A 22,945-nucleotide genomic window follows, 5' to 3' on the forward strand; every position below is an offset into this window, starting at 1 on the left:
TCATCTTGCCTTTGACCTCATCGCCTCGGCAAATCTGATGGCCGCAGCGACGGCTTGAAAATGCACGGGCAGGATTGGCTGATCCAAGTCCACCTCGGCATATAATGCGCGGGCTGTCGGAGGATCACTATAAATCGGGATTGTATTTTCCGCCGCGACCTCCCTGATCCGCGCCGCAATCTCGTCAACGCCTTTTGCTATGCATACCGGTGCGACGTCGGTTCCGGGATCCCACCGCAACGCGACGGCAAAATGGGTCGGATTGACAATGACTACATCGGCTTTCGGAACTTCGGTCAGCATCTTGTTGTTTGCCAATGACATCGCTTTTTGTCGGCGCGACTGTTTCATCATTGGATCGCCTTCGGCGTTTTTCATTTCGTCCATGATTTCTTTGCGAGACATGCGGTTCTTGCGTTTGTGTTCCGCTGCTTGCCAGACATAATCGATCATCCCTAATGCCGTTGCGACGCACAAAACAATTACCAAAAGTCGTAACACCAATTCGACCAATAAAATCGCAACGCGCTGCGGGGATTGCTGAATAACCGCAATAATTGTTTCACTCTGTGCGACCAGAAATATACCAAGGATGCAAGAATAGATCGTGAGTTTTATCGCGCTTTTGGCAAATTCGAAAAAGCCCTGGCGCCCGAACTTGTTCTTCGCACCGCTAATAAGCGAAATGCGATTGAGTTTCGGTTGTAGCTTCGAAGGCGCGACGGCAAAGCTACGCTTAGCGATAATGCACAAAAGAACCGCTACTGCCGGGGCCAGAAACCAAGGGGCTACGTCGCGCATGATCGCGATGATGATGACACCGAAAATCGGCGCAGGCCCGCCGTCAAACATCACCTGCGATAAAGTTGCTGCCTGACGCAGCGGGTCAGACAAAGTGCCACCGACCGATATCAGTGATCCCGCTCCAAGAAACCACGCAATCGCTATAAATCCGGCGTAGGATGCGGCCGTCATCAGATCAGTTGATTTGACGACTTCCCCTTTGCGTCGCGCATCTTCCAACTTTTTGGGCGTCGGATCGAACTGCTTATCGTCTTCCGCGTTTTCACCGCTCATCGAGTTGGTCCAAATGGTGATGCCAAGAAAAAGCTCAACGCTTCAAACCATGTCGCCAGCATCAATGGCGCGCTCAGCACCAGAAGCAACATCGCACCTGCCGTGATCGCCGGCGCGCCAACGAAAGATACCATCAATTGCGGCATCGCCTTATTAATAATGCCCAGCGTGACGTTATAGATAAGCGATGCGACAAGAAACGGTGCTGCCAGACAAAACCCGAGCGCAAAGACACGCCCGACTTCTGCCACGCCAAGTGAAATCACAGTCTCGGAAGCGATCAAAATGCCCACTGGAACAATGGCATAGCTATTGATGATGTAAGCCGCGAGCAGTGTATGAAGACCCATGATTGCCGCAAGTGCGAGGCCAGCGATCACAAGCAAATGTCCAATCGCAGGCTGTGGATCCACACCAGCGCTGCCGCCAAAGATTTGAGCAAGCGACGTGGCCTGCGCCGCCATAGAACCCGCAATTTGCAAGGAAAAAACAAAAAACCGTAAAACGATGCCGAAAAACAAACCAGTTAGGATTTCGGGTGCTAAAAACTGAACAGCATTTGGCAGATTGATATCATTGAGAGAAACATTGGGCGCCACGGCCGGCGTCGCGATCAGGGTGAATGCGATTGCCACGCCGAGTTTTACGCGCACCGGAATGCTTTGTTCACCAAACAAGGGCGCAACAGATACGATGGCCCCGGTTCTGATGAAAACGACAAAGACAGACCAAAGCCAATCTTGCGATTGCATGATAATTAAAGACAGATCGTTGGTCATGCAGCCACAAGACCGACAAGCGCTGGCCGAGCATCGATGCCAATTTCTTCAAACGATAGGACGGGATTAAGCAATCCTTTGGCCAGCATAACGGTCTTGAGGAATCTGCGCCGCCGCATCGACGTGACAACCGCGGCGTAGGTGCCGTTGTCAGCAGCCTGCGCGAGCTTTTCCGACAATCCGTCAGCCAACTGATTGAAGTTGTCCGGCGGCAGCGCAACATCGTGCCCACCGCGATCCGCCTGAACTTCATACGCGATGAACGTGTCCTCCCATTCGGGTGCAAGCTGTATCAGGGGGATGGTGCCATCGTCGCGCCGCAAGTCAGCAACCAATTGAAACCCCATGCGTTGGCGAACATGTTCGACAATACCCTCGACAGATTTGAAATGCTGGCGGGCCTCGGCCGTGGCCTCCAAGATCAAGGGGAGGTTTCTGATCGATACGCGTTCCTCGAGCAGAAGTCGCAGCACCGATAGAAGCACATCAACAGGAACCTTGTCCGGGATAAGCTCTTCCAAAAGTTTCCGGTTCGCCTCTGCGCGATCGGGATCAGACAGGTTCGACATTTCATCCAACCGCTGCCGCAATGCCTTATAAGTGAGCAATCGCGCAAAATTTCTTTTGACGATTTCAAGAAGATGCGTGGCCAGAACCTCGGCCGGTTGGACCACCGTAGCGCCAGATAGCACTGCATCTTCATGCATTTGCGGACTGATCCATCTGGCTGGCGCGCCATAAACCGGTTCGTTCACAACATCCGTTGCGCCATCACCGCTTTCGGGAGCGGCCAAAAGCGCCAAGACGCGATTGGGTTGCAGCTGATCGGAAGCCTGTTCAACTCCATGGACACGCACGACATACGTTCCATCGGAAAGCGCCGCGTTATCGGTCAACCGGATTTCCGGCAGCAAGACGCCAAACGTCGTGGCGACATGATTGCGCATATTGGCAATGCGCGCATCGAGTCCTGTTCCGGGATCAAGCACCATTTCGACAAGGTCAGGCGCAAATTCGAGATGGATATCATCAAGGTCCAGCATGTCGCCCATCCGGTCAGCGGCGGGCGATGCAATTTCTGGTGAAAGCTGATTTTCTGCGGCGGCAGCCTTCAGTTGCGCGCGTTGCCACATCGTGAATGAGAACGCTCCCAACACGCCGGCGCCAACCAAAAACGGCACAGCGGGAAGTCCAGGCACGATCGCAAAAAGCGCCATGAGCACAGCGACGGTGGCCATCGCTGCGGGGTGGCGACCAAGCTGTTCGGCAAGCGCAATATCAGTCGGACCGCTTGCCCCACCCCGGGCCAGCAAGAGCGCCGATGCGATTGAAATGATGACAGCAGGAATTTGTGAAACTAGACCGTCACCAACAGTAAGGATGGTATATGTTTCAAAGGCTTGACCGGCAGGCATGTCGTGCACCATCAAACCAATGATCAGGCCGACAACCAAATTCAGGACAGTAATCAAAAGCCCCGCAATCGCGTCACCCTTTACGAATTTGGAAGCACCATCAAGCGATCCGAAGAACGTCGTTTCCGCCTGCTCGAGCGACCGGCGGTCTTTGGCTTCAATGTGATTGATTGCGCCGGCAGCAACGTCACTATCGATGGCAAGCTGTTTGCCGGGCATCGCATCGAGAGCAAAGCGGGCACCGACCTCCGCCATGCGTGTTGCACCTTTGTTGATGACGACAAAATTAACGATCAATAGGACACAGAAAATTACCAGCCCAAGGACAACATTCCCGCCCATAATGAAGTTCGCAAACCCCTCAATGACGTTGCCCGCTGCGTCTGTGCCCGTGTGACCTTCGCCGATAATCAGTTTTGTTGACGACACGTTGAGCGATAGTCGCAGCATCAAAGATGCGAGCAAAACAGTCGGAAAGGCGGAAAAGTCGAGAGGTCGATCAATGAAGAGCGTGACCGTAAACATCAGGATCGCTAAAGCAAACGATCCCGCCAATCCAATATCCAGAAGCCAGGCTGGAACTGGAAGTATCATCATCACGATGATTGCCATTAATGCCAATGCCAGCAAAATGGTCGGCTGAAAAATCGCGCTCAATCGGTTTTGCATTCTGCTACCAAATCTTATGAAGAACGCACTTCTTGCGCTCAGGACGCTCCGAATCTGCAACAAGTTGCAGTTGGCGTCTTCGATGCCTTAAGCCTAGCATTTGACCTATTAAGAAAGGGTCAAAAGCTGTCCTCGGGAGTAGTGTATCTTGTCGACAGATCGCCGATAAACTCACGTAGCGCGGAGGTGTCTTCGAGTACCTGGTTGGCCGTTGAGAGAGACGCGTCCAGATTTGCCGTCGCTTGGGCGGTGTCGGTAAATTGCAGATCCGCCGCAGTCGCGAAGAGCGGATCGTCGCTCGCGGAAAGCTCCTGCCAATTGCCATCGCGCCACGCGGTTTGCGCGGCTTCATTCTCATCGACAGGTTCTGAATTGTAACCAGCAAGCCGCGCATCACGCGCAGCCCGGATTGCAGTTGCGCGCTCGGTTGTCATGCCAGCCAAGATTGCATCAATCCGATCAAACTGCTCTAATTCTAATGCTGCCTGCGCCCTGAGGTATCGTCTTTCCATCATGTCAGGCCCGCGCGCAGGCGGCGCGATATAACGCGTGGCAAAGTCGGCAAATCCGATCCGTAGTAACCGAGCGGCAAGAGCATTTTGGACCGATGCATCATCAATATTTGAACGGTCTTCAGATACAAACTCCAAAAACGCGACATCATTTCCAAGTTCCAACGCGTTGCGAGCGATATCGTTATCAAGCGCCAGATAATCGATCGGCAACTCTTCTATCGCCATACGCACATCAACCGCGCGATCAAGATCACCGGATATCGCGGCACTCAGCGCTTCTTCAGCGGCGAGCAAGGCTTCCAAGGGAGTCCCTTGCATCTCAAAACGCATGCCGGCGGCAAGGTCCATAAGGGCTAAATCAGGAGCGAAACCGTTTCTACGATTTGACTGCATTAGCGAAAGGAGCGTTTCAGGAGATAGCCTCGCTGGTTCGCTTGAAAGTGCATCAATTTGGTCCGCGATCAAATTACTGTCTGGCACTGGTTCATTTGCCAAAACCTCAATTTCGGCCAGCGAACCTGCAACTGTATTTTCCTGCATCGGGTTTCCGGACTGTAGCGAAAGCCCTGCAGCCTCTACCAGTCCGGCGTCAAGAAACGCCTGGGACAACCGCGGGCCAAGATGCGTTCGGAGTCCTGACGGAAGCGCCCGAAACGCACCCAAAATGCTGGTCGGATCAATCATTTCCGAACGACCGCCGGCCAAGAAGGCCCAAAGCGCGATATCTGTTTTGCAAGTCGTCAATTCATCCATCATCGGCATTTCGACAAGTTCTTCATCGATCACTTGTGCGATAGCGCGGATCGCGATGCGGGCCTGATCGCGATATCCGTCAGATGCGAGTGTTTGCATTGCCTCGCGTCCGAATCCAAAAAACAAATAAGTTCGCGCTAGCGCATCAACATCTGGCTTACGACTACCGTCAAGATCGGCGACAAGAGCTAGGCGACGCGCTGCAATCTGTTCGGAAAAGGGATCTTCGTTTCCCCAGTCAGCGACGGCGTACCAGTCTTCTGTCAGACAATACGCAGGCACCTGTTCGGCTTCGCTGTCACCGGTTCTGCGCTCATCTGATCCTGACCGGATTTGCAGGCCCGGAACCTGAAAGTCAGACACGGCTTGCCTATTAGGTACGCCTTCAGCGTCATCAATTAGTTCGTGTTCGGGCGAAGCAATTATGCCCTGCGATGCCACAGTTGCGAGATCATCAAGGATTTTTTCGCGCAGTCCTGCGACTATCTGCGCAGAATCCGTGTCTTCTGATTTTACGACATCACTGGCAGGAGCGGTCGCATCCGCCAGATTTCCCTGAAAAAAGCCAACGTTGTCTTGCGGTTCGACTGGCAGAAAGAGCGGAAGTGGCGCAAGCGCCAAGTCTGTTGACTCATCCTGTGTCTGAGCTTCAGCATCATCGGCTGCGTCAGAAACGTCGACCACTAACTTATCCGGTCGCCACAGAAAGGCGGTCACGTCACATCTGCAAGCTAGATCAAGAGTGACCGAAGCGCCGCTTGTCTGCGCATCCAGAACGCGATCCCGCGAAATGCGATCAAAAAAACCTTCCAGATCGACATTCGATACATCAGTGAAGGCAATAATTGCGCTATTTGTTCCAGTGTCCAGCGACCACGATGAGCCTTCGGGGAAAGTCAGAACGATGCGGCTGAACGTGGGATGATCGCCGGTCCTCACTGTTACCTGCGCAAAAGCCACAGTCGGAACGCAAACCCACACAAGGAAAAGGAAGCGTATCATGCCGCGTCTTGCTTGAGCGTTTGAAGTGCCTCTTCCAAATCACCAAAACTGGGCCGATTGTGCGTTGGGGTATTCTGGCGACCCACTTCAATGCAGATGTTTGGCGCGTGGCGGTGCAGATTTGCGATTAAGACCTCGCGGATAAGCTGATGAAAATGGGAGTCGGCCTCGATCACGCCTTTCACCTTGGCCGAGAACGGTCCAACAACGCCATAGGCCAAGAACACGCCCAAAAACGTTCCCACCAACGCACCGCCGATCAGTTTGCCAAGCACCTCGGGCGGTTGGTCAATGGAGCCCATGGTTTTGATCACACCAAGAACCGCGGCGACAATCCCAAGCGCGGGCAGACCATCGGCAATCGTTTGCAATGCATGGGTCGAGTGCATGTTGTGGTGATGCGTCGCCTCAATGCGTTTTTCGAGAACTTCCTCAACCTGATGGGGGTCATCATAATTCATCGTCGCCGATCGCATGGTGTCGCAAATCAGCGCCACCGCCTCTTTGTCCGCAAGAATGCGCGGGTATTTGGCAAAAACAGATGAGTCCTCTGGACCCTCAATATGTTCTTCCAAAGCAACCGGATTGGCGCGGGCAATTCGGATCAATTCGAAGAGAAGACACAACAAATCCTGATAGTCGGATTTGCGCCAATGCGGCCCCTTAAAGACCTTTTTGATGTCTTTCACGGTATGTTTGATGCCGGACATATCGTTGCTGATGACAAACGCGCCAAGAGCGGCACCGCCGATCATGATCATTTCAAACGGCAGCGATTTGAGGATGATCCCCATCTTGCCGCCAGCCAAAAGGTAGCCGCCGAAAACCATAACAAAAACAATGGCGATGCCGATCAGACCAACCATAAATCAACCTATCCTGAGATCATGTCGCCCAGTGCGACAATTCCGGTTATGCCGCTAAAGCGGTTAAGAAATTGCGATCATTCGGTCGGAACATCTGCATTCCTGCCCGCAAGCATCACGCTGAACGTGTGTGCGACTGCAGGTTCCAGTTCTGTCATGATGGCGGCAGCCGATGTCGGGTCCATCAGCCCCAAAAATCCGGCGGCAAAGTTGGGTGTCATCTCGGCAAAGAGATTTGCAGCGTCGCGCGGCTTCATATTTTCATAGACGGTCGCAAGACGCGCAAGATCATCTGACGCGGCGGTTTCAGCCAATGCGAGCGTTTCCCGAAGGGCTGTTTCAGCGTCCTGCAAGGCGGTCAACTGTTCGGCGATCTCAGTTTCCGCCAACCGGATCGCTTGAATACGATCCGCGACCTGATTCTCACGTGCGATCAGGCGCTTTTCACGGTCTTGCAACGCTGCAAGCAGGGCATCCGGCGCAGATGTCGCTGCCTCCGTTTGCGTCACCACAGGCTCCTGCGATAGCTGATCCTGCGCGACAACTGGCGTGCCAGTCGCAATACCGCGCACCATGGCCGATGCCACTAAAAGCCCGCCAATAATATGCAGGGTGCCGCGCCCGTTTTTGCGACGCGGCATCATGCCCGGTCAGCCTGTTCAGCAGGACGGCGCACGAAAAATGGATTGAGCGGCTCCTGTTTAGTCTGGGTCGGCGGTAAGTCATGCAAAGACGCCAAAAGAAGCTCAATCTGCCGGCTCGCCCCCTCTGCCCGATCGGTTGCCTGACGTAAATCGCGCAGTGGTCCATCAGCAGCCTGGCGCGATTGGGCCAGCGTGGTTGCAAGGTCGTCGACCTGCGCCGACAAAACCGCAACAGCGCCACCGACGCCCTTTTCCAAATCGGTAAAGCGCCGCAAACGTGACGACAGGACATGGCAATAAAATCCGGCACCCAAAGCACCGGCAACTAAAAGAATATCCGCGATAAATGCCATTTTACATCCTCAATTCAGTACAAATTCCATGATCAGCAAATCGCGAATGCGCCCTTCACCCGCGACGATTTGCAGCCTGCGCAACATCTGCGCACGCAGCCGTACTAAGGCGGTCGGATCTTCCAACTCCGCGATATCAACGGCACGCAGATACCCGTTCAGCACATCGACAATCCGAGGTTTCAGGTTCTCGACCTCGGCCATGTATTCGGGTCGCACCTCTAGCTGGGCTGCAAATCTCAAAAAGCTGCGTCCGGTATCAGAAGGAATCGAAATCAGGAGCGGATCAAGCGCCACAAACGCAAGGCTGGCCTGAGTATCGGATCCATCTGCGGCATAATCAGAAGCCGCATCGCCCCCGCCATAATCGTCATCAGTCGCAGCAGCACCACCAAAGGTCAGCAGGCCCATCGCCACAGCAAAATACCCGCCTGCGCCACCCAAAATGGCAAGCACAAGCCCGAGCAATAACGGCAATTTCGACTTTTTCGGCGGCGCTTCGTCCGGATCAGCGGTGGTCGTCATCTTTCGGGTTCTCCCAAATTGCGATGAACTTCAAATAACCCGCAAAGCCCTAACTGATTGTTAAGTCTGATCAGTCAAAAGCAATTCACGAGCCAGAAGGGTCGGACGTGAAGGGAGAACCTGAATTGCAAAATGCTTTGGCCGGATGGAATGCGCTTGATAACGGGCGGCGAATGGTTGCCCTGCTGGCAGGTGCGGCAATCATTGCGGTTGTCATCTTCATGGTCAGGAGCATCAACCAACCTGATTATGCGCTTCTTTTCGGTGGGTTAGAGGCAGGACCCGCAGGCGATGTCATAGCCACGCTGGAACAGCAGGGCGTTCCATATGACGTGCGCGGCGGTGCGATATATGTCGATTCGGCGCAACGCGATAATCTGCGCCTTGTACTCGCGCGTGAAGGATTACCGGCAAGTGGCGGTCAGGGTTATGAATTGCTCGATACGCTGACCGGATTCGGCACGACGTCACAAATGTTCGACGCGGCATATTGGCGTGCAAAAGAAGGGGAATTGGCCCGCACGATCATGGCCAGCCGGCAGATCAGGTCAGCGCGTGTGCATATCTCGGCCCCCATTGGCCGCCCGTTCCAGCGCGATCAGGCGACAACGGCGTCCGTCTCACTTCAGGCCAGTGGCGGCGTCCTGTCCGCCCAGCAAATCAACGCGATGCAATATCTCGTGGCCGGTGCCGTGTCCGGCCTGTCGCCCAGTGATGTTGCCATCATTGGCGACGATGGAAATCTGTTATCGGGCGACCAAGGCGCTGCCGCCCAACCTGGCGGTTCGGAGTTGGCCGAGGTGTTACGCCTGCGTGCCCAAAGAATTCTTGCCGCACGGGTTGGCGCTGGCAATGCATTGGTCGAGGTTTCAGTCGATACAGTGACTGACAGCGAGATCATTTCGGAACGAATCATTAATCCCGACAGCCGTGTTGCGATTTCAACGGATGTTCAGGAAAGCACTGGAAAATCGGAGGATAGCCGCGGTGGCGATGTCACCGTCGCCTCCAACCTTCCTGATGGTGACGCGGGTGCGGATGCAGGTTCGGCCCAGAACGAAAACAGCGAAACGCGGTCCCTGACGAACTACGAAATCTCTGAAACACAACGCGAGATTCGTCGCGATCCGGGCGCGGTCAAACGCTTGACGGTCGCCGTTTTGGTCAATGAATTGACCGAAACTGCCGCAGACGGGACAGTGACAACCGTCGCCCGCGACGATCCAGAGCTGGAAGCACTGACCGCATTGGTCGCCGCCGCCGTCGGCATTGATGAGGCGCGCGGTGATGAAATCACACTGCAATCTATGGCGTTTGAGCCGGTTGAAGGCGCGCCGGCGGCCGGAATTCTTGATGCGCCCCCCGCTTACAATGTGATGCAACTCGCCCAAATTGCCGCCCTTGCGATTGTTGCGCTGATACTGGGCCTGTTCGTTGTTCGACCCATTTTGACACCGAAAGCCAGCGTTGCCTTGCCGCCGCCTGACGTCATTGAAGGCGCAATCGCAGGCTCAAGCACGCCCATTTCATTACAGGGACCAGTTTCGCAGCAACCCGGTGTTGCGGCCGCAGCCATCGAAGACGCCGAACCTGCTGATCCGGTCGGTCGTCTGCGTCAGAAAATTGCAGAGCGCGAAGCTGAAACCATCCAAATTCTTCAAGACTGGATTGAAGACCCCGTCACAGAAGAGAGGACATAATGCTGATCAATCTCGAAGACTTTGACACGCGGTCACCTTCCCCGGGTCACCGCAGCGATCCAACGAATACACCGCTCTACAAGGATGGATTTGCGGCTGGAGAGGCTGCGGCCAAACAAGAGATCCTAAACGAACAGGACTTGTTAAAGGCGACCTTAGTGCAAGAAATCGCCGATATGTCATTTGGTTTTGCAGAGGCGCAAGCGCATGTGACGGCGCAAATGACGTCGCTTTGCGAAACCCTGATGCACAGAATTTTGCCCGCTGTGCTGACCACAAGTCTACGCAGCCAGCTGCTCGATTTGATCAACGCCGCGATCGCGCAAGATGCAAAAGCACCGATGACGATCTGTGTTCCGAAGGACCAATTGGATGCCATCAAGGCCTCGCTCGGCGATCATGCCGAGAATTTCATCACTTTCGTTGGCGATCCGACGATGACATCTCATGCGGCCTTGGTCTCTGGTCCGCACAGGGAAACGCACCTTGATCTTGATCTGGCTCTGGTGCAGATCTCGGCCGTCTTCGACAACCTCACCACATATCAGAAAAGGCAGTCATCATGACCGACCTCTCACAAGATCCGCAATTGACCCAATCGCGTCCAAGTTTGCTTGAGAATATCCCGATTGAAATTACCGTGACTGTTGGCAAGGCGCGGCCGCTGGTACGGGATTTGCTCGAGATGAGCGAAAATGCGGTCTTACCTCTCGACCGTAGGATCTCCGATCCCGTTGAGATTTACATCGGTGAAAAACTTATAGCGCGGGGCGAGTTGGAGGAAGACGAAACCGGAGAATCCGGCGCCCTTGCCGTGCGTTTGACCGAAGTCATGTTGCAAAAGGCTGATCTTGTTTAAGATCGTCCTCGCAAGCCTAGGCTTTGCCTTTGCAATTTTCGCGGGACCTGCGACTGCGCAAGACCTGAATTTCAGTCTTGGCGACGATGGCACGCTTGCCACACGTACGGTGCAACTGCTGATCCTTGTCACGGTTCTAAGTCTTGTGCCCGGCATCGCAATTATGGTCACCTGTTTTCCATTTATCGTGACGGTCTTGGCAATCTTGCGGCAAGCGATTGGATTACAGCAATCGCCACCAAATATGCTGATGGTCAGTCTGGCACTATTTCTGACCTACTTCGTCATGGAGCCGGTTTTCACCGAAAGCTGGGTTTCGGGCGTACAGCCCTTGATGGCGGGCACGATGGAGATCGAAGAGGGTTTCAATGCGGTCATGGCCCCTTTGCGGGACTTCATGGAACGCCGAATCGCGCCCGATACATTCGAAACCTTGGCTACCTTGCGCCCTGATATACCCCAGCAAACGGCAATTATTGATGCGCCGCTTTCGACAATCGTGCCGTCTTTTATGCTTAGCGAAATGGAGCGGGCATTTCAGGTCGGATTTCTGATCTTTCTTCCATTTCTGATAATTGACCTGGTGGTTGCGGCGATCCTGATGTCGATGGGTATGATGATGGTTCCGCCCGCAATTGTATCGTTGCCCTTCAAGCTGGCTTTTTTTGTCGTTGCCGATGGCTGGGCGCTAATCGCTGCAAGCCTTGTAGGCAGCTACGGCTAGTCCGTTATCTGCAGCATTTTTACCGCCTCATTGGCTGACAAAATTTTTGAAAACGGCGTTATCCGTCTAGCGCACGATAAACTCGGCATGCAGCGCGCCGCTCGCTTTGATGCTTTTTAGAATATCGATCATATCACGCGGTGCGACACCCAGAGCATTCAGGCCAGCAATGACCTCACTTAGCGAGGTTCCCTCCCGAACTTCAGCAAGGCCAATCCCCGGCTCGTCGGTGATCGCCGCTGCTGTGCGCGGCACGACGATTGTTTCACCCGGTGCAAACGGATTTGCTTGCGAAACAAGCGGTGCTTCTTCGATCCGAAGTGTCAGGTTGCCCTGACTGACCGCGACACGACTGATACGTACATCATCACCCATAACAATCGTTCCAGATCGCTGATCGACGACTACACGGGCGCGGCGTTCAGGCTCTACCATAATATTTTCGATCCGCCCAAGCGCGTGCGCAGGCGATTGCATGTGAGTGGCCGCGATATCGAGCTCAACGGTGCCAGCATCCATCATCAGCGCAACGTGGCTACCAAAATGGCTGTTGATTGCACTTTCGATCCGGCCGGCAGTGGTGAAGTCCGGCGTACGCAAGGCAAGCCGAAGAGTGGTAAGACTGGAAAAATCAAAGTCTATTTCCCGCTCAATCGTAGCACCGGATGGGATAACGCCTGCTGTTGGAACACCTTGCGTTACAGTTGCTGCATCGCCCGCAGCTGTTACACCGCCGGCAATAATCGTGCCTTGGGCAACTGCGTAAATATCACCATCAGCAGCATTCAACGGGGTCATAATCAAGGTGCCGCCAAGCAAACTGCTGGCGTCGCCAATTGCCGACACGGTAACATCCATCGGGCTGCCCGCCCGCGCGAACGGAGGAAGGCTTGCTGTCACGAGGACTGCAGCCACGTTTTTAGGGCGGAACTGCTCTCCAGTGACATTGACGCCGAGGCGTTCAAGTATGTTGGTCATTATTTCTTCTGTAAACGGCGCATTGCGCAACCCGTCGCCCGTGCCGTTCAATCCGACAACAAGTCCGTAGCCGACCAGATCATTCGCGCGCACGCCGTCAAATTCCACCAGATCCTTCAAACGGATTGGCGCCGCTGATAAACCTGAGGGAGCCATCAACGCGATTGCCGCCGCTGTCAGAATGCCACGCCCGATCATAAGTAAGCCGTGAGATTGAGGCGCGACAGGCGTGATGTAAGCGCGTAATGCGTTTCCAACTGAACCTGCAATGCTTGCAATCGTGTGGCGGTTTCAAATGGGTCGGCCGTTACATAATCACTTTTTGCCGCTGTCAGCGTGGTCAATTCTGCGGTCTGTGTCACCGTGACCCTTTCCACCGTCGCTTCGGCATAGCCAACCCGCCCTTGTAACTGGGCGATGTCGGAAGCCGCGCCTTGCAGTGCGATACCCCCCTCTGCCAGAAGTTCCGCCTTCACCGTTCGGCTTAGTCCGGGTAGCGCATCCGCCATCGCAGCGGTTGCTGCCGCTTTGAGAAGATGTTTCAACTCGACGGTATCTGCACGAAAATCGAGATTTATCGTGTCGGTCGCTGATAAGTCTCTGGTCACCGATGGCCCATCATCGCCTGTATAACCGATGGACTGATATCCTGCCGGATCATCAAACCATGCGGCTATTGATGCGGTCATTTCCGCCGCCGTGGTATCGCCCGCAACCGCTGTTTGCAGTGCCGCGATAATCGTGACTGCATCCGTCACCGCTGGCTGATCGACGGCAGCGCCGGAAAATACGCTGCGGTCCCCGCTTCTTATATTGAGGCGGGAAAGAATACTCTCGAATGTATCTGCTGCGTTGTCCGCGGCCTGATCAATCTGGAAAGCGGGGCTATCGCGGGTCATGACAATGAGGTCCTGCGCAAGCTGGCCGCGTTGGTCATCAATAGAAGAAAGGGTGCTTTGAACCGTTCCGAGCAACTGGCCTGTTTCGCGCGTCGTTTGCTCAAAGCTTTTCAGAATCGCCAAGCTGTGTTCGATTCCGCTGATTTGGGCGGTTCTGCCATCGGCAGCGGCGGCGCGATCCGCGACCTGTCCGGTGCTGAGCTCTTGGCTCAGTCGGCCCAGATCAGACTTGAGCGATGTGGTCTGCCGCGACAGTTGAAACTGGCGCATGCCGTCCCCAATACCGGTCGTTATCATTTTAAATCTCCATCAATCGCTGGATCATGAAATCAACCGTCTGGATGACTTTTGCATTCGCCGCATAGGCCTGTTCGATCACAAGGAGTTGCTGCAATTCCTGATCGGTATCGACACCGAGAGAGAGTTCGGCAGTACGCAAGGTTTCCCATCGGGCCGTGGCGAAAGCAGTGTCAGCTTCAGTGTCTAGTCGAGCGCGGCTAAATCCCTCTTCGAACCGCGATGCAAGGCCCGCAGCTGACGTGCCAGCGATTGGGGTGATCTGGCGCAATGCATCAACCCATGCGTTGATCTGCGTGTTGCGACCAACAGGTCCGACGGCAGCAGCATCCACACCGTCGCGCAAGCGCGATACGTCGCCACCTTTGGATGGATCAACGTTCGGGTTGATCTGCAATCGGCCTGCGAGGCCTTCCAGCGGGGTCGCGGCCAGCGCAGCGCCGCGATCTGTGATCAGGCCCGGCGCTCCCGGTACTAATGTCGGGTCAACCGCAGGATCGGCAAACCGTGTGATCAAATCGGCAGCAATCGCGTCAAGATCGGTTTGCATCGCAGTCAGGGTCGTGTCCCGTAGAGCAAATGACGCGGCCAAAGCACCACCTGCCAAACGGCCAACGCCATCGGCAGGGTCAAGCGGACGTCCGTTCATCGATATGCCGGACAATGCGCCAGAGGCCAGTGTCATGTCAGCAGTGATGACAGGCGTTGCCTGAAAATCAAAGTTTGCAGCTTTGCCGTCGATCAGGGTTTGCCCCGAAGTGGTGATCAGGGCGACTTGACCATTAGCGCGGTCCAGCTCGCGGATCGGAACAAGTGACGCCACGCGGTCAATCGCCTGTTGCCGCGCGTCTTGTGCGTTGGATGTATCCAAACCGGAGCCGCGCAGACGCAGGATATCACCGTTCAGTTTTTCGACCTGTTCCAGCGCGGTGTTCAAGTCGTTTACATCGCGGGCAATCGACGCATCTGCCTGAACGCGCTGTGATTGGATGGCGTCCGATTGGATCTTCATCGTGCCTGTCACATCTTTCAGTCGATTGATAACGGCCGTCAGCCGCGTCTCGGAAGCGGGGTCAGCCGATGCGCTGAGGAGAGACTGTTCCAATGCTGCTAATCGGCCCGGCAGGCTGTCAGGGGCGCCAATGTCCCCGAAGACCCGGCTCAGGGCTTGCATCGCATTTGCACTGCGCTGACCGCCGCCAAGCGCCGCATCGGCAAGTCGTCTGTCGCCAGTCAAGCCACGGTCTGTCTGGCGGACGATGCCATCGATCCGTACGCCGCCTGTTACTTGCTGTGCAGACAGGGCTACGTTGCGTTTGGCGTAACCGTCTGTCAGCGCATTCGCGAGGTTTGACGACACTGTTTCGGCCATTCGCGCGTTTGCGGTCAAACCACTTGCAGCATTGTTCAGCGCGCTTGTGATGCTCATCTGTCAGGCCCTTTCAATAGCGCGTTAGCGTTTGATATTGGTGGTTTCCTGCAGCATTTCATCGACGGTCTGAATGACCTTGGCATTGGATGAATAGGCACGTTGGGTCTGGATCAGCTGGGTCAGTTCACCGGCCACATCCGTCGTGGATTCCTCGCGGGCGAAGCCCACGATGTCACCGGTCGGGCCGTCGCTGGCATCCCATAGGAAGAACGACCCGCTGTTTGGGGTTACGCGATAGGTCTGCTGATCGAGCGACTCCAGTCCGTTGACGTGTGACACATCTACGAGTGGAATTTGATAAAGCACCCGATTGATCCCGATATCAAATGAGGCGCGGACGAACCCATTGGGATCAACCTCGATGGAGGTCAGGCTGCCAACGGGCGTGCCGTTTTTGGAGATCGCAACCGGTGCGAAGGCATCCGAAAGTTGGGTCAGCCCCGTAGATGTCCCGGGTGTGCCGATGGTGATATCCATCGGACCGCCAGCCACATTAACCGAGAATGTGCCCGTTGCCGCGTCATAGGGGCCGCCGGACACGTCAGCCACAGCAAGAAGCGTTCCACCACCGCCGCGCGTGTCATCGAATGTCAGCGTGTATTCACCAACCACAGCACCGCCTGATGCGCTGTCTGCAACTGTCATTGTCCATTCATTGGACGCGCCGGTTGCGGGAACGGTGGGTGTGAAATTAATCTCAAGATTGGCAGATTTGCCAAGGTTGTCGAAATATTCAATCGACAGGGTTTCGGCACCTGTGATCGATGCCGCCTCTGTCGAAGTGGCTGGCAGGTTCACGGCAAGATCAACGCGGGTTGTTGCCTCTCCTGCGAACTGGTTGGAATTGATTTTGATCGGCTCCAGCCCATCGACAGCGTCGCGCGGGAAGGTGGGCACCGCACCATCAACCGTTGCAGGCCAACCCATCAGGATCAGGCCAGCGGGGCTGCGCAAGAAGCCCTGTTCATCGGGGCGGAAAGAACCGGTGGTTGTCAGTAACATCGGATTTTCGCCATTGGCCACCGATGCCTCTGGCGTGACGGGCAGCATGCCGCGCCCGCGCACGGCCAAATCCGTGGCATTTCCGGTGGCGACCAGTGACCCGCGCTGGTCAATCAGGCGGGTATTGGTCGTACGCACCCCCCCTGCTGAATAAGTCCCGCGCCCCGAGGAAATGACCATCGAATGAAAGTCTGTCACGGCGCGTTTATAGCCATACGTCGCTGAGTTCGCGATGTTGTCAGAGATGCTGGCCAATCGGGTCGCGTTTGACGCGAGGCCGGCCACACTGGCGTTCAGCGAAGAGGAAATGGTCATATTAGGGCCTTTCTGCACGGGATAGGGCAATTCATTTGCCCCATCCTTAGACCCGATGACTTAACGTGCCGCTAACGCCGCAACGAAACCTCGCAAACTGTTTTATGGCGTGCGCAGAACCGTGATTTCGATGCGGTTGTTGCGGATTGCTGCTGGATCAGAGGCCGCAGGCACGCGGTCTGCAAATCCCGTAATGCGCTGAATATCCTGTGGATTATACCCACCGCTTTCGAGCATCATGCGCATCCGGATGGCGCGGCTCATCGACAGGTCCCATGCGGTATTTTCACGCACAACAACGGGAAGCGCCGCGATATAGCCGCTAACGGCGAGTGGGTTTTCGACAAGTTGCAGCACCTCGGCCAGCATGGTGGCGATCTCTTGGGTGACCGGATTTGGCGTGTCGCTGCCGTCTTCGAACAGTGTCGCGCCGGGGAGATCGAAAATCTCGATAATCAAACCCTCGTCGGTCACGCGGGTGATGATGTGACGCAGGGCCTGTTCGGACAGCGCGCTTTCGCCGCCGCGCCCCAGCAGTTCATCCTCGATATCATTGACGGCTGCGACAAAGGCTGCCTCGGCGGCGGCATCTTCGGGGTTTTGGCCGATGCCAGCCGCGCGGCCCGCTTGCATCGCGCTGGCGCCCTGACCTGTCTGGGACATGTTCTGTTGGGTAAACACGCTATCGCCGCCAAACATATCATCGCCGCCGCCTGACACACGAAACACCGGAACGGTTGGGGAAAAGTAGTCGGCGATCCCTTTGCGCTGCTGTTCAGTTGTCGCGTTCAAAAGCCACATCAGCATAAAGAACGCCATCATCGCGGTCACAAAGTCCGCATAAGCGACCTTCCACGCGCCGCCGTGGTGGCCACCGCCAGCGATGACCTTTTTGCGTTTGATGATGATCGGGGCATTTGTCTGCGCGCTCATGTTCTGACACCTCTTTGAACCTTTTCACGAGGCTTATGAAGCAGCCCGTGAAGAGGGTCTTAAAGGTGGAAATTGATGAGAGTTTTCAGTGATTTCTACGGATGTAAATCTCGTCAGGTCCGCACAATTCGATCAATTCATATCCTTGGCTATTCATCAGCTTGGCAATGTCGGGTGTGCCGGAATTGTTTTCAATCGCCCAAGCGCCTACGCGGTGATCGAGGAAATTAAATCCTTCCAGAACAGATAGTTCACCGCCTTCAATATCTAGCGATACAAAATCGGGATGCACGATCCCCGCTTCATTCAAAATTGACGAAAGCGTTTTTGTCGGCACTTTCAGAACCGTTTCCGCGTGACGCGGATCGGCGCGAACGCGTTCCAGCATCTTGGGATCGTAGCTATCTGATAAACCGCTCATTTGAGTAAAACCCTTGGTAACGGCGATAAACTCGGCCTCGCCATCTGTCGGGGCCACGGCATAGCCCAGACACGGGCAGCGCCGGACCGTCATGGCGTGCTCCAGATGTTGGGCGACAGGTTCGACCAACACCCCGGTCCACCCGCGCCATTGTTCAAAGAAGATGCTGTTTGAACCGGTCACACCGTCATAGCCGCCCACGTCGACAAACGTACCACCGCGCTTGCGATCGAACACGCGATCAACCACCACGTCCTGTCCCGCTTGCGATGCATAGGTATAGCGGCGGTCCAGCATCTGGCGCACCTCGTGGACCTGACGGTTCAGCGCGCCCCGCTTGCGGGTTTTATCGCCTGCCAGTTCCTTGACCAGCGCATCATGCGCCGCAATCAGTTCCTGCCGTGCGGCGTTGATCAGTGATTCCTGGCTCATGCGGTGTCTTTCGGGCTGTAGTAGGATTTTTCTTCGATCAGATCGGACCCAAGCAGCAGGTTGATCTGCTTTTTGACCGATGCGCGTTCATCATTGGTGACGTAGACCGCGCGGGCAAGTGCGATAAACGCGGGGCCAAAGTCGTTGCGCCCTTCACATTTACGGATGTCATCCTCGATCACCCAAAGGTCGCCATTGATCCGGTAGAGCTCTGCCCACAGGCGTGTCAGGTCATCCGATGGCGGGATTGCAGCGTCAGCGACCTTTTGCAACACGTCCTGTTCATGGCGCACATTGGCCAGCTTGGCGGGGTCCGAGATGTTTTCGGTCTTGAGCCGCAGAATTGTCAGCTTGTCGATCAGCTCACCGGGGGCGATGGGTGTCAGGATGTCATTCATACATGTTCTTTCATCTTGGTCAGCAGGGCGTCTTGCACCTCTTGCATCACGCCGTCCCAGATCAGCGGCGTCTTTTGCCTGAAAAGACGCATGCCCGGATACCATTGTGTTGTGTCGCCTTCATGCCGCCAGACCCAGAACGCATCCCAGTGCAGCACGGTCCATGTCGGCACGCCCAGTGATCCGGCGATATGCGCTGTTGCGGTGTCGGAGGTGATGATCAGGTCCATTTCCTCCATCATGGCGGCGCAATCGGCAAATCCGGTTTCGGTCCGTCCTGCATCCACCATAAAGGCCGACGATCCGTCAGCCTCGAACGCGTCCAGAAACGGTCCCTTATAAAGCGAGAAAAGCTGCACGCCCGCGATGTCGGTCAGAGGCAGGAAATCGGTGTGGCTGAAGGATCTGAAGGCGTTGCCCTTATAGGTGGCCGAGCCGGTCCAGATGACGCCAATCTTGAACACATCAGGGTAAGGTTTGATGATCGCGCGCGCACGGTCGCGGGACGCGTCGGGGATTGTCAGTTTGGTCGGCACGGGCACATCGTTGCTATCTGCAAAATGCAGCGCCGCCAGATCCATCATATTGATCCAGAAATCGACAGGCGCAGATTTGGACAGCTGTAAGCCGACCCAATCGGCACCCTCCAGACCTTCGAAAAGCTGCAACAAAGGCTTTTCGGCCATGACCAGTACAGTTGCGCCCGTAGTCTTCAGCGTTTTGACAAACCGTGAGAATAGAACCGCGTCCCCGAACCCCTGCTCCGGCATGACCAACACCGTTTTGCCGTCCAGCGGTTCGCCCGTCCATTCCGGAAACGGGACATCGCGGGGTTTCAACTCACCCGCTTCCCATCTGACGCGGTAGGTCTCAAACGCGGTTGCGTAGTCCCCTGCCCCAAGCTGTGCGAAGGACAGTTGCATCCGCAGTTCGGTATCTTCGGGATGATCCGCGATTGCAGCCTGCAGGTAGTCTATCGCGGCATGATAATCGCCCTTTCCGCGCAGGCAGCGACCAATCATCGCCTTGTGGTTCAAATCATCAGGATTGGTCGACAGAATATCCTGCCGCACCGCGATGCTTTCGTCATAGCGGCCGATATCGGACAGCACGTTGGCCAGATTGTTTTTATAGGACACGATATCCGGCGCGATGGCCACCGCACGCCGATGCGCACGCAACGCCTGCCGATGGCGTCCTGCGGCACGATGCAAGGCACCAAGGTTCGACCACATTGTCGCATCGCGCGGCGCAGCATTCAGATAGCCCGAATAGGCTGGCAACGCCTCGGTCAGCTTGCCAGCCTGTTGCAGCCGCAGCGCTGTTGCGCGCAGGTCTTTCAAGGATGGTTGCATCGCCGCGCCCTAGTCCGCACCGCGCTTGACCGGCGACAATAGCTTGGGCGGGCGGCGCGCCTCTGCTGCTTCGAACAGTGAAAATGTCTGGTTGACGTAGTTCACCGCGCCCGAAATCAGCTCCATATAGTCATCAAGATCCTTGGTCACCTCGGCCTCGACCATGACGACAGACCTGTCCTGCGGCATCGTCTCGAACGTCACATAAAATAGCGGGTCGCCGCGCCGCACCTTCAGCGGCTTGTCCGTGTCGTGCCATTCAAACGCCCACATCAGCGGACGCGGCCACACGTTGATCGGGAACCGCCCGCCAAAAATCGTGCCGGGCAGCGGGTCACGGGGGTGATGCATGAAGGGCGAGATTTGCGACATGTAAACCGGCTCATCCGCGATAAACACGTATGGCAGGCTTAGTTGGATGGTCGGCACACCGGGATAGCGCCATTCGTTTTCGCTCGCGATATGGAGCTTTTCGCGCAGCTTGTTGCCCCTGATACCGCTTGCCTCACCGTTCAGATTGCGCAGGGCGGGTTTGCCGTCTTTGTCGCGCCCAAATTGCAGGTGCAGATCAAACGGGCAGCGCACGGCGAAATAGCGGCTTTCCAGATTGATCACCGCCGGACACCGCGATGCGGATTTGGCGTGGGTTTTGTTCATATCAGCGGACCGCACCCGTTCGGGGGGGTAATAGACAATGCCCGCTTTTTGCTGGTTCAAAAACCAGCCCACCTTGACCGGACCCGATGTGGCGTCTGTGCCTTGCGTGTTTTCAAAATGAACGGAAAGCTGCATCCTGATCCCTTTTTACCCCGCCCGCCTGATGCGGTTCTCTTGGCTATGTCTTCAATTGTTTCGCATACGTAAAAAATGCGGCGTTAGTTTGGCTTTAACACAGTCAACGCGACAAAGTCATATTTTGCTAGAAAAAGCACGGATGCGGTCACAACCGCGCTGTTGATTCCGGTCCCCTGTCCGATATCTGCAACCGTTGCCGGCCCGTTTTCGGCCAGCCATGCCGATACCGCGATGACCTTGGCATCCGGCATCATCTTGCGTTTGTAGAGCTTGCGGCCGTTGACCTGATCCAGTTCCGCCAGCTTTGGTGCGTGAAGCTGCGCGCGTGGTGTAACAAGCGTGTCTGCATCCACAGTGCCTGTCGGGTAGCCTGCGTAAAGATCAAACGGATCAACTTCGAGCGGATTTATTGGCCCGCTGGCAAACCGTGGCGACGTGACCTTGGCGGATGTACGCATCTTGGCCAGATCATCGGCCAGCGCCTGATATTGCGGGATGATCTTTGACCAATCAAATTTCGCCGACACATGGTCATGACCTGCTTGTCCCATTGTTTTGCGCAAATCTGGGTTAGCGACCAGATCGGCCAATGCTGCCACATAGCGGCGCATGTCGATTTGGGTCTGTTGCTGCACAATCGACAGATGACTGAGGTATCCATCCGTTCCGGCCGCAAAGCGCCTTGCAAGCCGTGCACCCGCATCCGATCCAGGTGCAGGCATCGCGGTCGGGATCAAAAATCCGGTGGTGCCATCGACCACCGTATCCCGAAAACCGTTCCAATCGGGCATAACAACCGGCAGACCTGCCGCCATCGCCTCGACCGGCACAAGGCCGAATGTTTCCTGAATGTTATCCACCGGAAGCGTGAAGATATCCGCACCAGACCAGATATCGCGCCGGACCTGCGGGTCACGCCCGTCGATAAAGCTGACCTTGACCGATGGACACAACCGGCTGCCGTCTTTGTGCAATGTCATTTCGGATTGACGCGATGCCCAACCGACCATCCACAAATGCACCGGCTTGCCTGTTTTCTGCGCGACCTCTTCCAGTGCAAGGAACAGCGGCACGGGGTTGGCCTTTTCCACGACGGTCAGGCGTCCCATTGTCATGACAACAACAGCATCGTCAGGCGCATCGTACGTCTTGCGCATCGCGGCACGCGCACGCGGTGAGTGGCGGAAATCCTCGGCGTTAATCCCAAGCGGTATTACGGGCAGTTGCGGGACAGTCACCCGTGTCGCGCCAAAGCGCTGTTTGATGAATTCCACACTCAGGCCCATCTGCCGCTCGACCACGCTTTGCACGGCGCGGGATGTGCAAATAATCGCGTCCCAAGGCTCAACCGGTTCCAACAGCAAGTTGTGCAATCCGGTCATCACACGCCGCGTGGACACGGTGTGCGTAATACCAATCAGCGAACAGGCGGTCGGGTCAAAATGCTGACGCCGCCACGTGGCATCCAGATAACCGGGACCGGGAAAAACGATTGCGCCTGCATCGGTCCAATCCTTTTCGCTGCGCAGCGACGACACCTGCAAACCGCGCCGTTCACCACAGGCCCGTGCCGCCTGTTCAAACCCTTCGGATGCATCGGGGCTGCTGACAAAAGCCCGCACCGGATCATGCGTTGAATGTTCCAGAAACCCCTTTAGAAACGACTTCCCTGACGATCTGCGCCCGACAAGATCTTTGCCATCGCCTTCAACCGCGTCGCTGTGAAAGAAAATCGCAAGTTTCGAGGTCATCTGTCATCCACGGATATTTGCGACAGAGTGGCGGGCAAAACCCTTTCGCACAAGGC

The 22,945-nt window shown here is 55.7% G+C and carries 22 protein-coding genes; 4 read left to right on the top strand and 18 right to left on the bottom strand.

What is annotated here, in order from left to right; genetic code table 11:
* From V8J84_RS00470 to V8J84_RS00505, 8 genes are all read right to left on the bottom strand, one after another.
* Positions 1-1,077 (bottom strand): EscU/YscU/HrcU family type III secretion system export apparatus switch protein, encoded by a 1,077-nt coding sequence (locus tag V8J84_RS00470; RefSeq protein WP_339927531.1) that lies wholly within the window; start codon positions 1,075-1,077, stop codon positions 1-3.
* Positions 1,074-1,856 (bottom strand): flagellar biosynthetic protein FliR, encoded by a 783-nt coding sequence (locus tag V8J84_RS00475; RefSeq protein ID WP_339927532.1) that lies wholly within the window; start codon positions 1,854-1,856, stop codon positions 1,074-1,076. The genes V8J84_RS00470 and V8J84_RS00475 overlap by 4 nt, the downstream gene beginning before the upstream one ends.
* The gene (gene flhA, locus V8J84_RS00480) at positions 1,853-3,940 is read right to left on the bottom strand and encodes a flagellar biosynthesis protein FlhA (RefSeq protein WP_339927533.1); all 2,088 of its coding nucleotides are present in this window, start codon (positions 3,938-3,940) and stop codon (positions 1,853-1,855) included. The genes V8J84_RS00475 and flhA overlap by 4 nt, the downstream gene beginning before the upstream one ends.
* Positions 3,941-4,059: 119 nt before the next feature.
* Positions 4,060-6,210 carry a hypothetical protein gene (locus V8J84_RS00485; RefSeq protein ID WP_339927534.1) on the bottom strand — a complete coding sequence of 717 codons (2,151 nt, stop codon included), beginning with the start codon at positions 6,208-6,210 and terminating at the stop codon, positions 4,060-4,062.
* The gene (motA, locus tag V8J84_RS00490; RefSeq protein WP_339927535.1) at positions 6,207-7,076 is read right to left on the bottom strand and encodes a flagellar motor stator protein MotA; all 870 of its coding nucleotides are present in this window, start codon (positions 7,074-7,076) and stop codon (positions 6,207-6,209) included. The genes V8J84_RS00485 and motA overlap by 4 nt, the downstream gene beginning before the upstream one ends.
* A gap of 77 nt (positions 7,077-7,153) precedes the next feature.
* Positions 7,154-7,717: a MotE family protein gene (locus V8J84_RS00495; RefSeq protein ID WP_339927536.1), complete on the bottom strand. Its 564-nt coding sequence runs from the start codon at positions 7,715-7,717 to the stop codon at positions 7,154-7,156.
* Entirely contained in the window at positions 7,717-8,073 is a 357-nt protein-coding gene (locus V8J84_RS00500; RefSeq protein ID WP_339927537.1) for a hypothetical protein, read from the bottom strand. The genes V8J84_RS00495 and V8J84_RS00500 overlap by 1 nt, the downstream gene beginning before the upstream one ends.
* Before the next feature lie 9 nt (positions 8,074-8,082).
* On the bottom strand, positions 8,083-8,598 hold the full coding sequence (locus V8J84_RS00505) for a flagellar basal body-associated FliL family protein (RefSeq protein ID WP_339927538.1): 516 nt from the start codon (positions 8,596-8,598) through the stop codon (positions 8,083-8,085).
* Between the two features lie 107 nt (positions 8,599-8,705).
* On the opposite strand from V8J84_RS00505, the gene fliF reads away from it, so the two are divergent.
* Genes fliF through fliP form a run of 4 tightly spaced genes read left to right on the top strand, consistent with a single transcriptional unit; the run spans position 8,706 to position 11,881 of the window.
* Complete coding sequence (gene fliF, locus V8J84_RS00510) at positions 8,706-10,298, top strand: flagellar basal-body MS-ring/collar protein FliF (RefSeq protein ID WP_339927539.1); 1,593 nt, start codon at positions 8,706-8,708, stop codon at positions 10,296-10,298.
* Positions 10,298-10,864, top strand: a complete 567-nt coding sequence (locus V8J84_RS00515) for a FliH/SctL family protein (RefSeq protein WP_339927540.1) — start codon at positions 10,298-10,300, stop codon at positions 10,862-10,864. The genes fliF and V8J84_RS00515 overlap by 1 nt, the downstream gene beginning before the upstream one ends.
* A complete protein-coding gene (locus V8J84_RS00520; protein ID WP_339927541.1) occupies positions 10,861-11,157 on the top strand; it encodes a FliM/FliN family flagellar motor switch protein in 297 nt (98 codons plus the stop codon). Before V8J84_RS00515 ends, V8J84_RS00520 begins: the two co-directional genes overlap by 4 nt.
* Complete coding sequence (gene fliP, locus V8J84_RS00525; RefSeq protein WP_445285947.1) at positions 11,150-11,881, top strand: flagellar type III secretion system pore protein FliP; 732 nt, start codon at positions 11,150-11,152, stop codon at positions 11,879-11,881. Before V8J84_RS00520 ends, fliP begins: the two co-directional genes overlap by 8 nt.
* Before the next feature lie 66 nt (positions 11,882-11,947).
* Here the strand turns inward: fliP and V8J84_RS00530 are convergent, their stop codons facing one another.
* The 10 genes from V8J84_RS00530 to V8J84_RS00575 form a co-directional block, all read right to left on the bottom strand.
* Positions 11,948-13,015, bottom strand: a complete 1,068-nt coding sequence (locus V8J84_RS00530) for a flagellar basal body P-ring protein FlgI (RefSeq protein WP_339929026.1) — start codon at positions 13,013-13,015, stop codon at positions 11,948-11,950.
* A gap of 38 nt (positions 13,016-13,053) precedes the next feature.
* Entirely contained in the window at positions 13,054-14,055 is a 1,002-nt protein-coding gene (locus V8J84_RS00535) for a flagellin (protein WP_339927543.1), read from the bottom strand.
* Between the two features lies 1 nt (position 14,056).
* Entirely contained in the window at positions 14,057-15,484 is a 1,428-nt protein-coding gene (flgK, locus tag V8J84_RS00540; RefSeq protein ID WP_339927545.1) for a flagellar hook-associated protein FlgK, read from the bottom strand.
* Between the two features lie 24 nt (positions 15,485-15,508).
* Positions 15,509-16,804: a flagellar hook protein FlgE gene (locus V8J84_RS00545; RefSeq protein ID WP_339927546.1), complete on the bottom strand. Its 1,296-nt coding sequence runs from the start codon at positions 16,802-16,804 to the stop codon at positions 15,509-15,511.
* A 102-nt stretch (positions 16,805-16,906) separates the two neighbouring features.
* Positions 16,907-17,737, bottom strand: coding sequence for a flagellar motor protein MotB (locus V8J84_RS00550; protein WP_339927548.1), 831 nt, complete (start codon positions 17,735-17,737; stop codon positions 16,907-16,909).
* Between the two features lie 85 nt (positions 17,738-17,822).
* Positions 17,823-18,590: an FkbM family methyltransferase gene (locus tag V8J84_RS00555; RefSeq protein ID WP_339927550.1), complete on the bottom strand. Its 768-nt coding sequence runs from the start codon at positions 18,588-18,590 to the stop codon at positions 17,823-17,825.
* On the bottom strand, positions 18,587-18,988 hold the full coding sequence (locus tag V8J84_RS00560; protein WP_339927552.1) for a DUF6165 family protein: 402 nt from the start codon (positions 18,986-18,988) through the stop codon (positions 18,587-18,589). Before V8J84_RS00560 ends, V8J84_RS00555 begins: the two co-directional genes overlap by 4 nt.
* The gene (locus V8J84_RS00565; RefSeq protein ID WP_339927554.1) at positions 18,985-20,343 is read right to left on the bottom strand and encodes a tetratricopeptide repeat-containing glycosyltransferase family protein; all 1,359 of its coding nucleotides are present in this window, start codon (positions 20,341-20,343) and stop codon (positions 18,985-18,987) included. The genes V8J84_RS00560 and V8J84_RS00565 overlap by 4 nt, the downstream gene beginning before the upstream one ends.
* 9 nt (positions 20,344-20,352) lie before the next feature.
* Positions 20,353-21,135 carry a hypothetical protein gene (locus V8J84_RS00570; protein ID WP_339927556.1) on the bottom strand — a complete coding sequence of 261 codons (783 nt, stop codon included), beginning with the start codon at positions 21,133-21,135 and terminating at the stop codon, positions 20,353-20,355.
* A gap of 83 nt (positions 21,136-21,218) precedes the next feature.
* Positions 21,219-22,889: a glycosyltransferase family 4 protein gene (locus V8J84_RS00575; protein WP_339927558.1), complete on the bottom strand. Its 1,671-nt coding sequence runs from the start codon at positions 22,887-22,889 to the stop codon at positions 21,219-21,221.
* Between the last annotated feature and the right edge of the window lie 56 nt (positions 22,890-22,945).

It is taken from the genome of Yoonia sp. 208BN28-4, from assembly GCF_037543925.1.
In the GTDB taxonomy this organism is placed as follows: Bacteria; Pseudomonadota; Alphaproteobacteria; order Rhodobacterales; family Rhodobacteraceae; genus Yoonia.

Coding starts and splice junctions, on each gene's coding strand:
- V8J84_RS00470 (WP_339927531.1), bottom strand. CDS start 1,077: ATGAGCGGTGAAAACGCGGAAGACGATAAGCAGTTCGATCCGACGCCC.
- V8J84_RS00475 (WP_339927532.1), bottom strand. CDS start 1,856: ATGACCAACGATCTGTCTTTAATTATCATGCAATCGCAAGATTGGCTT.
- flhA (WP_339927533.1), bottom strand. CDS start 3,940: ATGCAAAACCGATTGAGCGCGATTTTTCAGCCGACCATTTTGCTGGCA.
- V8J84_RS00485 (WP_339927534.1), bottom strand. CDS start 6,210: ATGATACGCTTCCTTTTCCTTGTGTGGGTTTGCGTTCCGACTGTGGCT.
- motA (WP_339927535.1), bottom strand. CDS start 7,076: ATGGTTGGTCTGATCGGCATCGCCATTGTTTTTGTTATGGTTTTCGGC.
- V8J84_RS00495 (WP_339927536.1), bottom strand. CDS start 7,717: ATGCCGCGTCGCAAAAACGGGCGCGGCACCCTGCATATTATTGGCGGG.
- V8J84_RS00500 (WP_339927537.1), bottom strand. CDS start 8,073: ATGGCATTTATCGCGGATATTCTTTTAGTTGCCGGTGCTTTGGGTGCC.
- V8J84_RS00505 (WP_339927538.1), bottom strand. CDS start 8,598: ATGACGACCACCGCTGATCCGGACGAAGCGCCGCCGAAAAAGTCGAAA.
- V8J84_RS00515 (WP_339927540.1), top strand. CDS start 10,298: ATGCTGATCAATCTCGAAGACTTTGACACGCGGTCACCTTCCCCGGGT.
- V8J84_RS00520 (WP_339927541.1), top strand. CDS start 10,861: ATGACCGACCTCTCACAAGATCCGCAATTGACCCAATCGCGTCCAAGT.
- V8J84_RS00530 (WP_339929026.1), bottom strand. CDS start 13,015: ATGGCTCCCTCAGGTTTATCAGCGGCGCCAATCCGTTTGAAGGATCTG.
- V8J84_RS00535 (WP_339927543.1), bottom strand. CDS start 14,055: ATGATAACGACCGGTATTGGGGACGGCATGCGCCAGTTTCAACTGTCG.
- flgK (WP_339927545.1), bottom strand. CDS start 15,484: ATGAGCATCACAAGCGCGCTGAACAATGCTGCAAGTGGTTTGACCGCA.
- V8J84_RS00545 (WP_339927546.1), bottom strand. CDS start 16,804: ATGACCATTTCCTCTTCGCTGAACGCCAGTGTGGCCGGCCTCGCGTCA.
- V8J84_RS00550 (WP_339927548.1), bottom strand. CDS start 17,737: ATGAGCGCGCAGACAAATGCCCCGATCATCATCAAACGCAAAAAGGTC.
- V8J84_RS00555 (WP_339927550.1), bottom strand. CDS start 18,590: ATGAGCCAGGAATCACTGATCAACGCCGCACGGCAGGAACTGATTGCG.
- V8J84_RS00560 (WP_339927552.1), bottom strand. CDS start 18,988: ATGAATGACATCCTGACACCCATCGCCCCCGGTGAGCTGATCGACAAG.
- V8J84_RS00565 (WP_339927554.1), bottom strand. CDS start 20,343: ATGCAACCATCCTTGAAAGACCTGCGCGCAACAGCGCTGCGGCTGCAA.
- V8J84_RS00570 (WP_339927556.1), bottom strand. CDS start 21,135: ATGCAGCTTTCCGTTCATTTTGAAAACACGCAAGGCACAGACGCCACA.
- V8J84_RS00575 (WP_339927558.1), bottom strand. CDS start 22,889: ATGACCTCGAAACTTGCGATTTTCTTTCACAGCGACGCGGTTGAAGGC.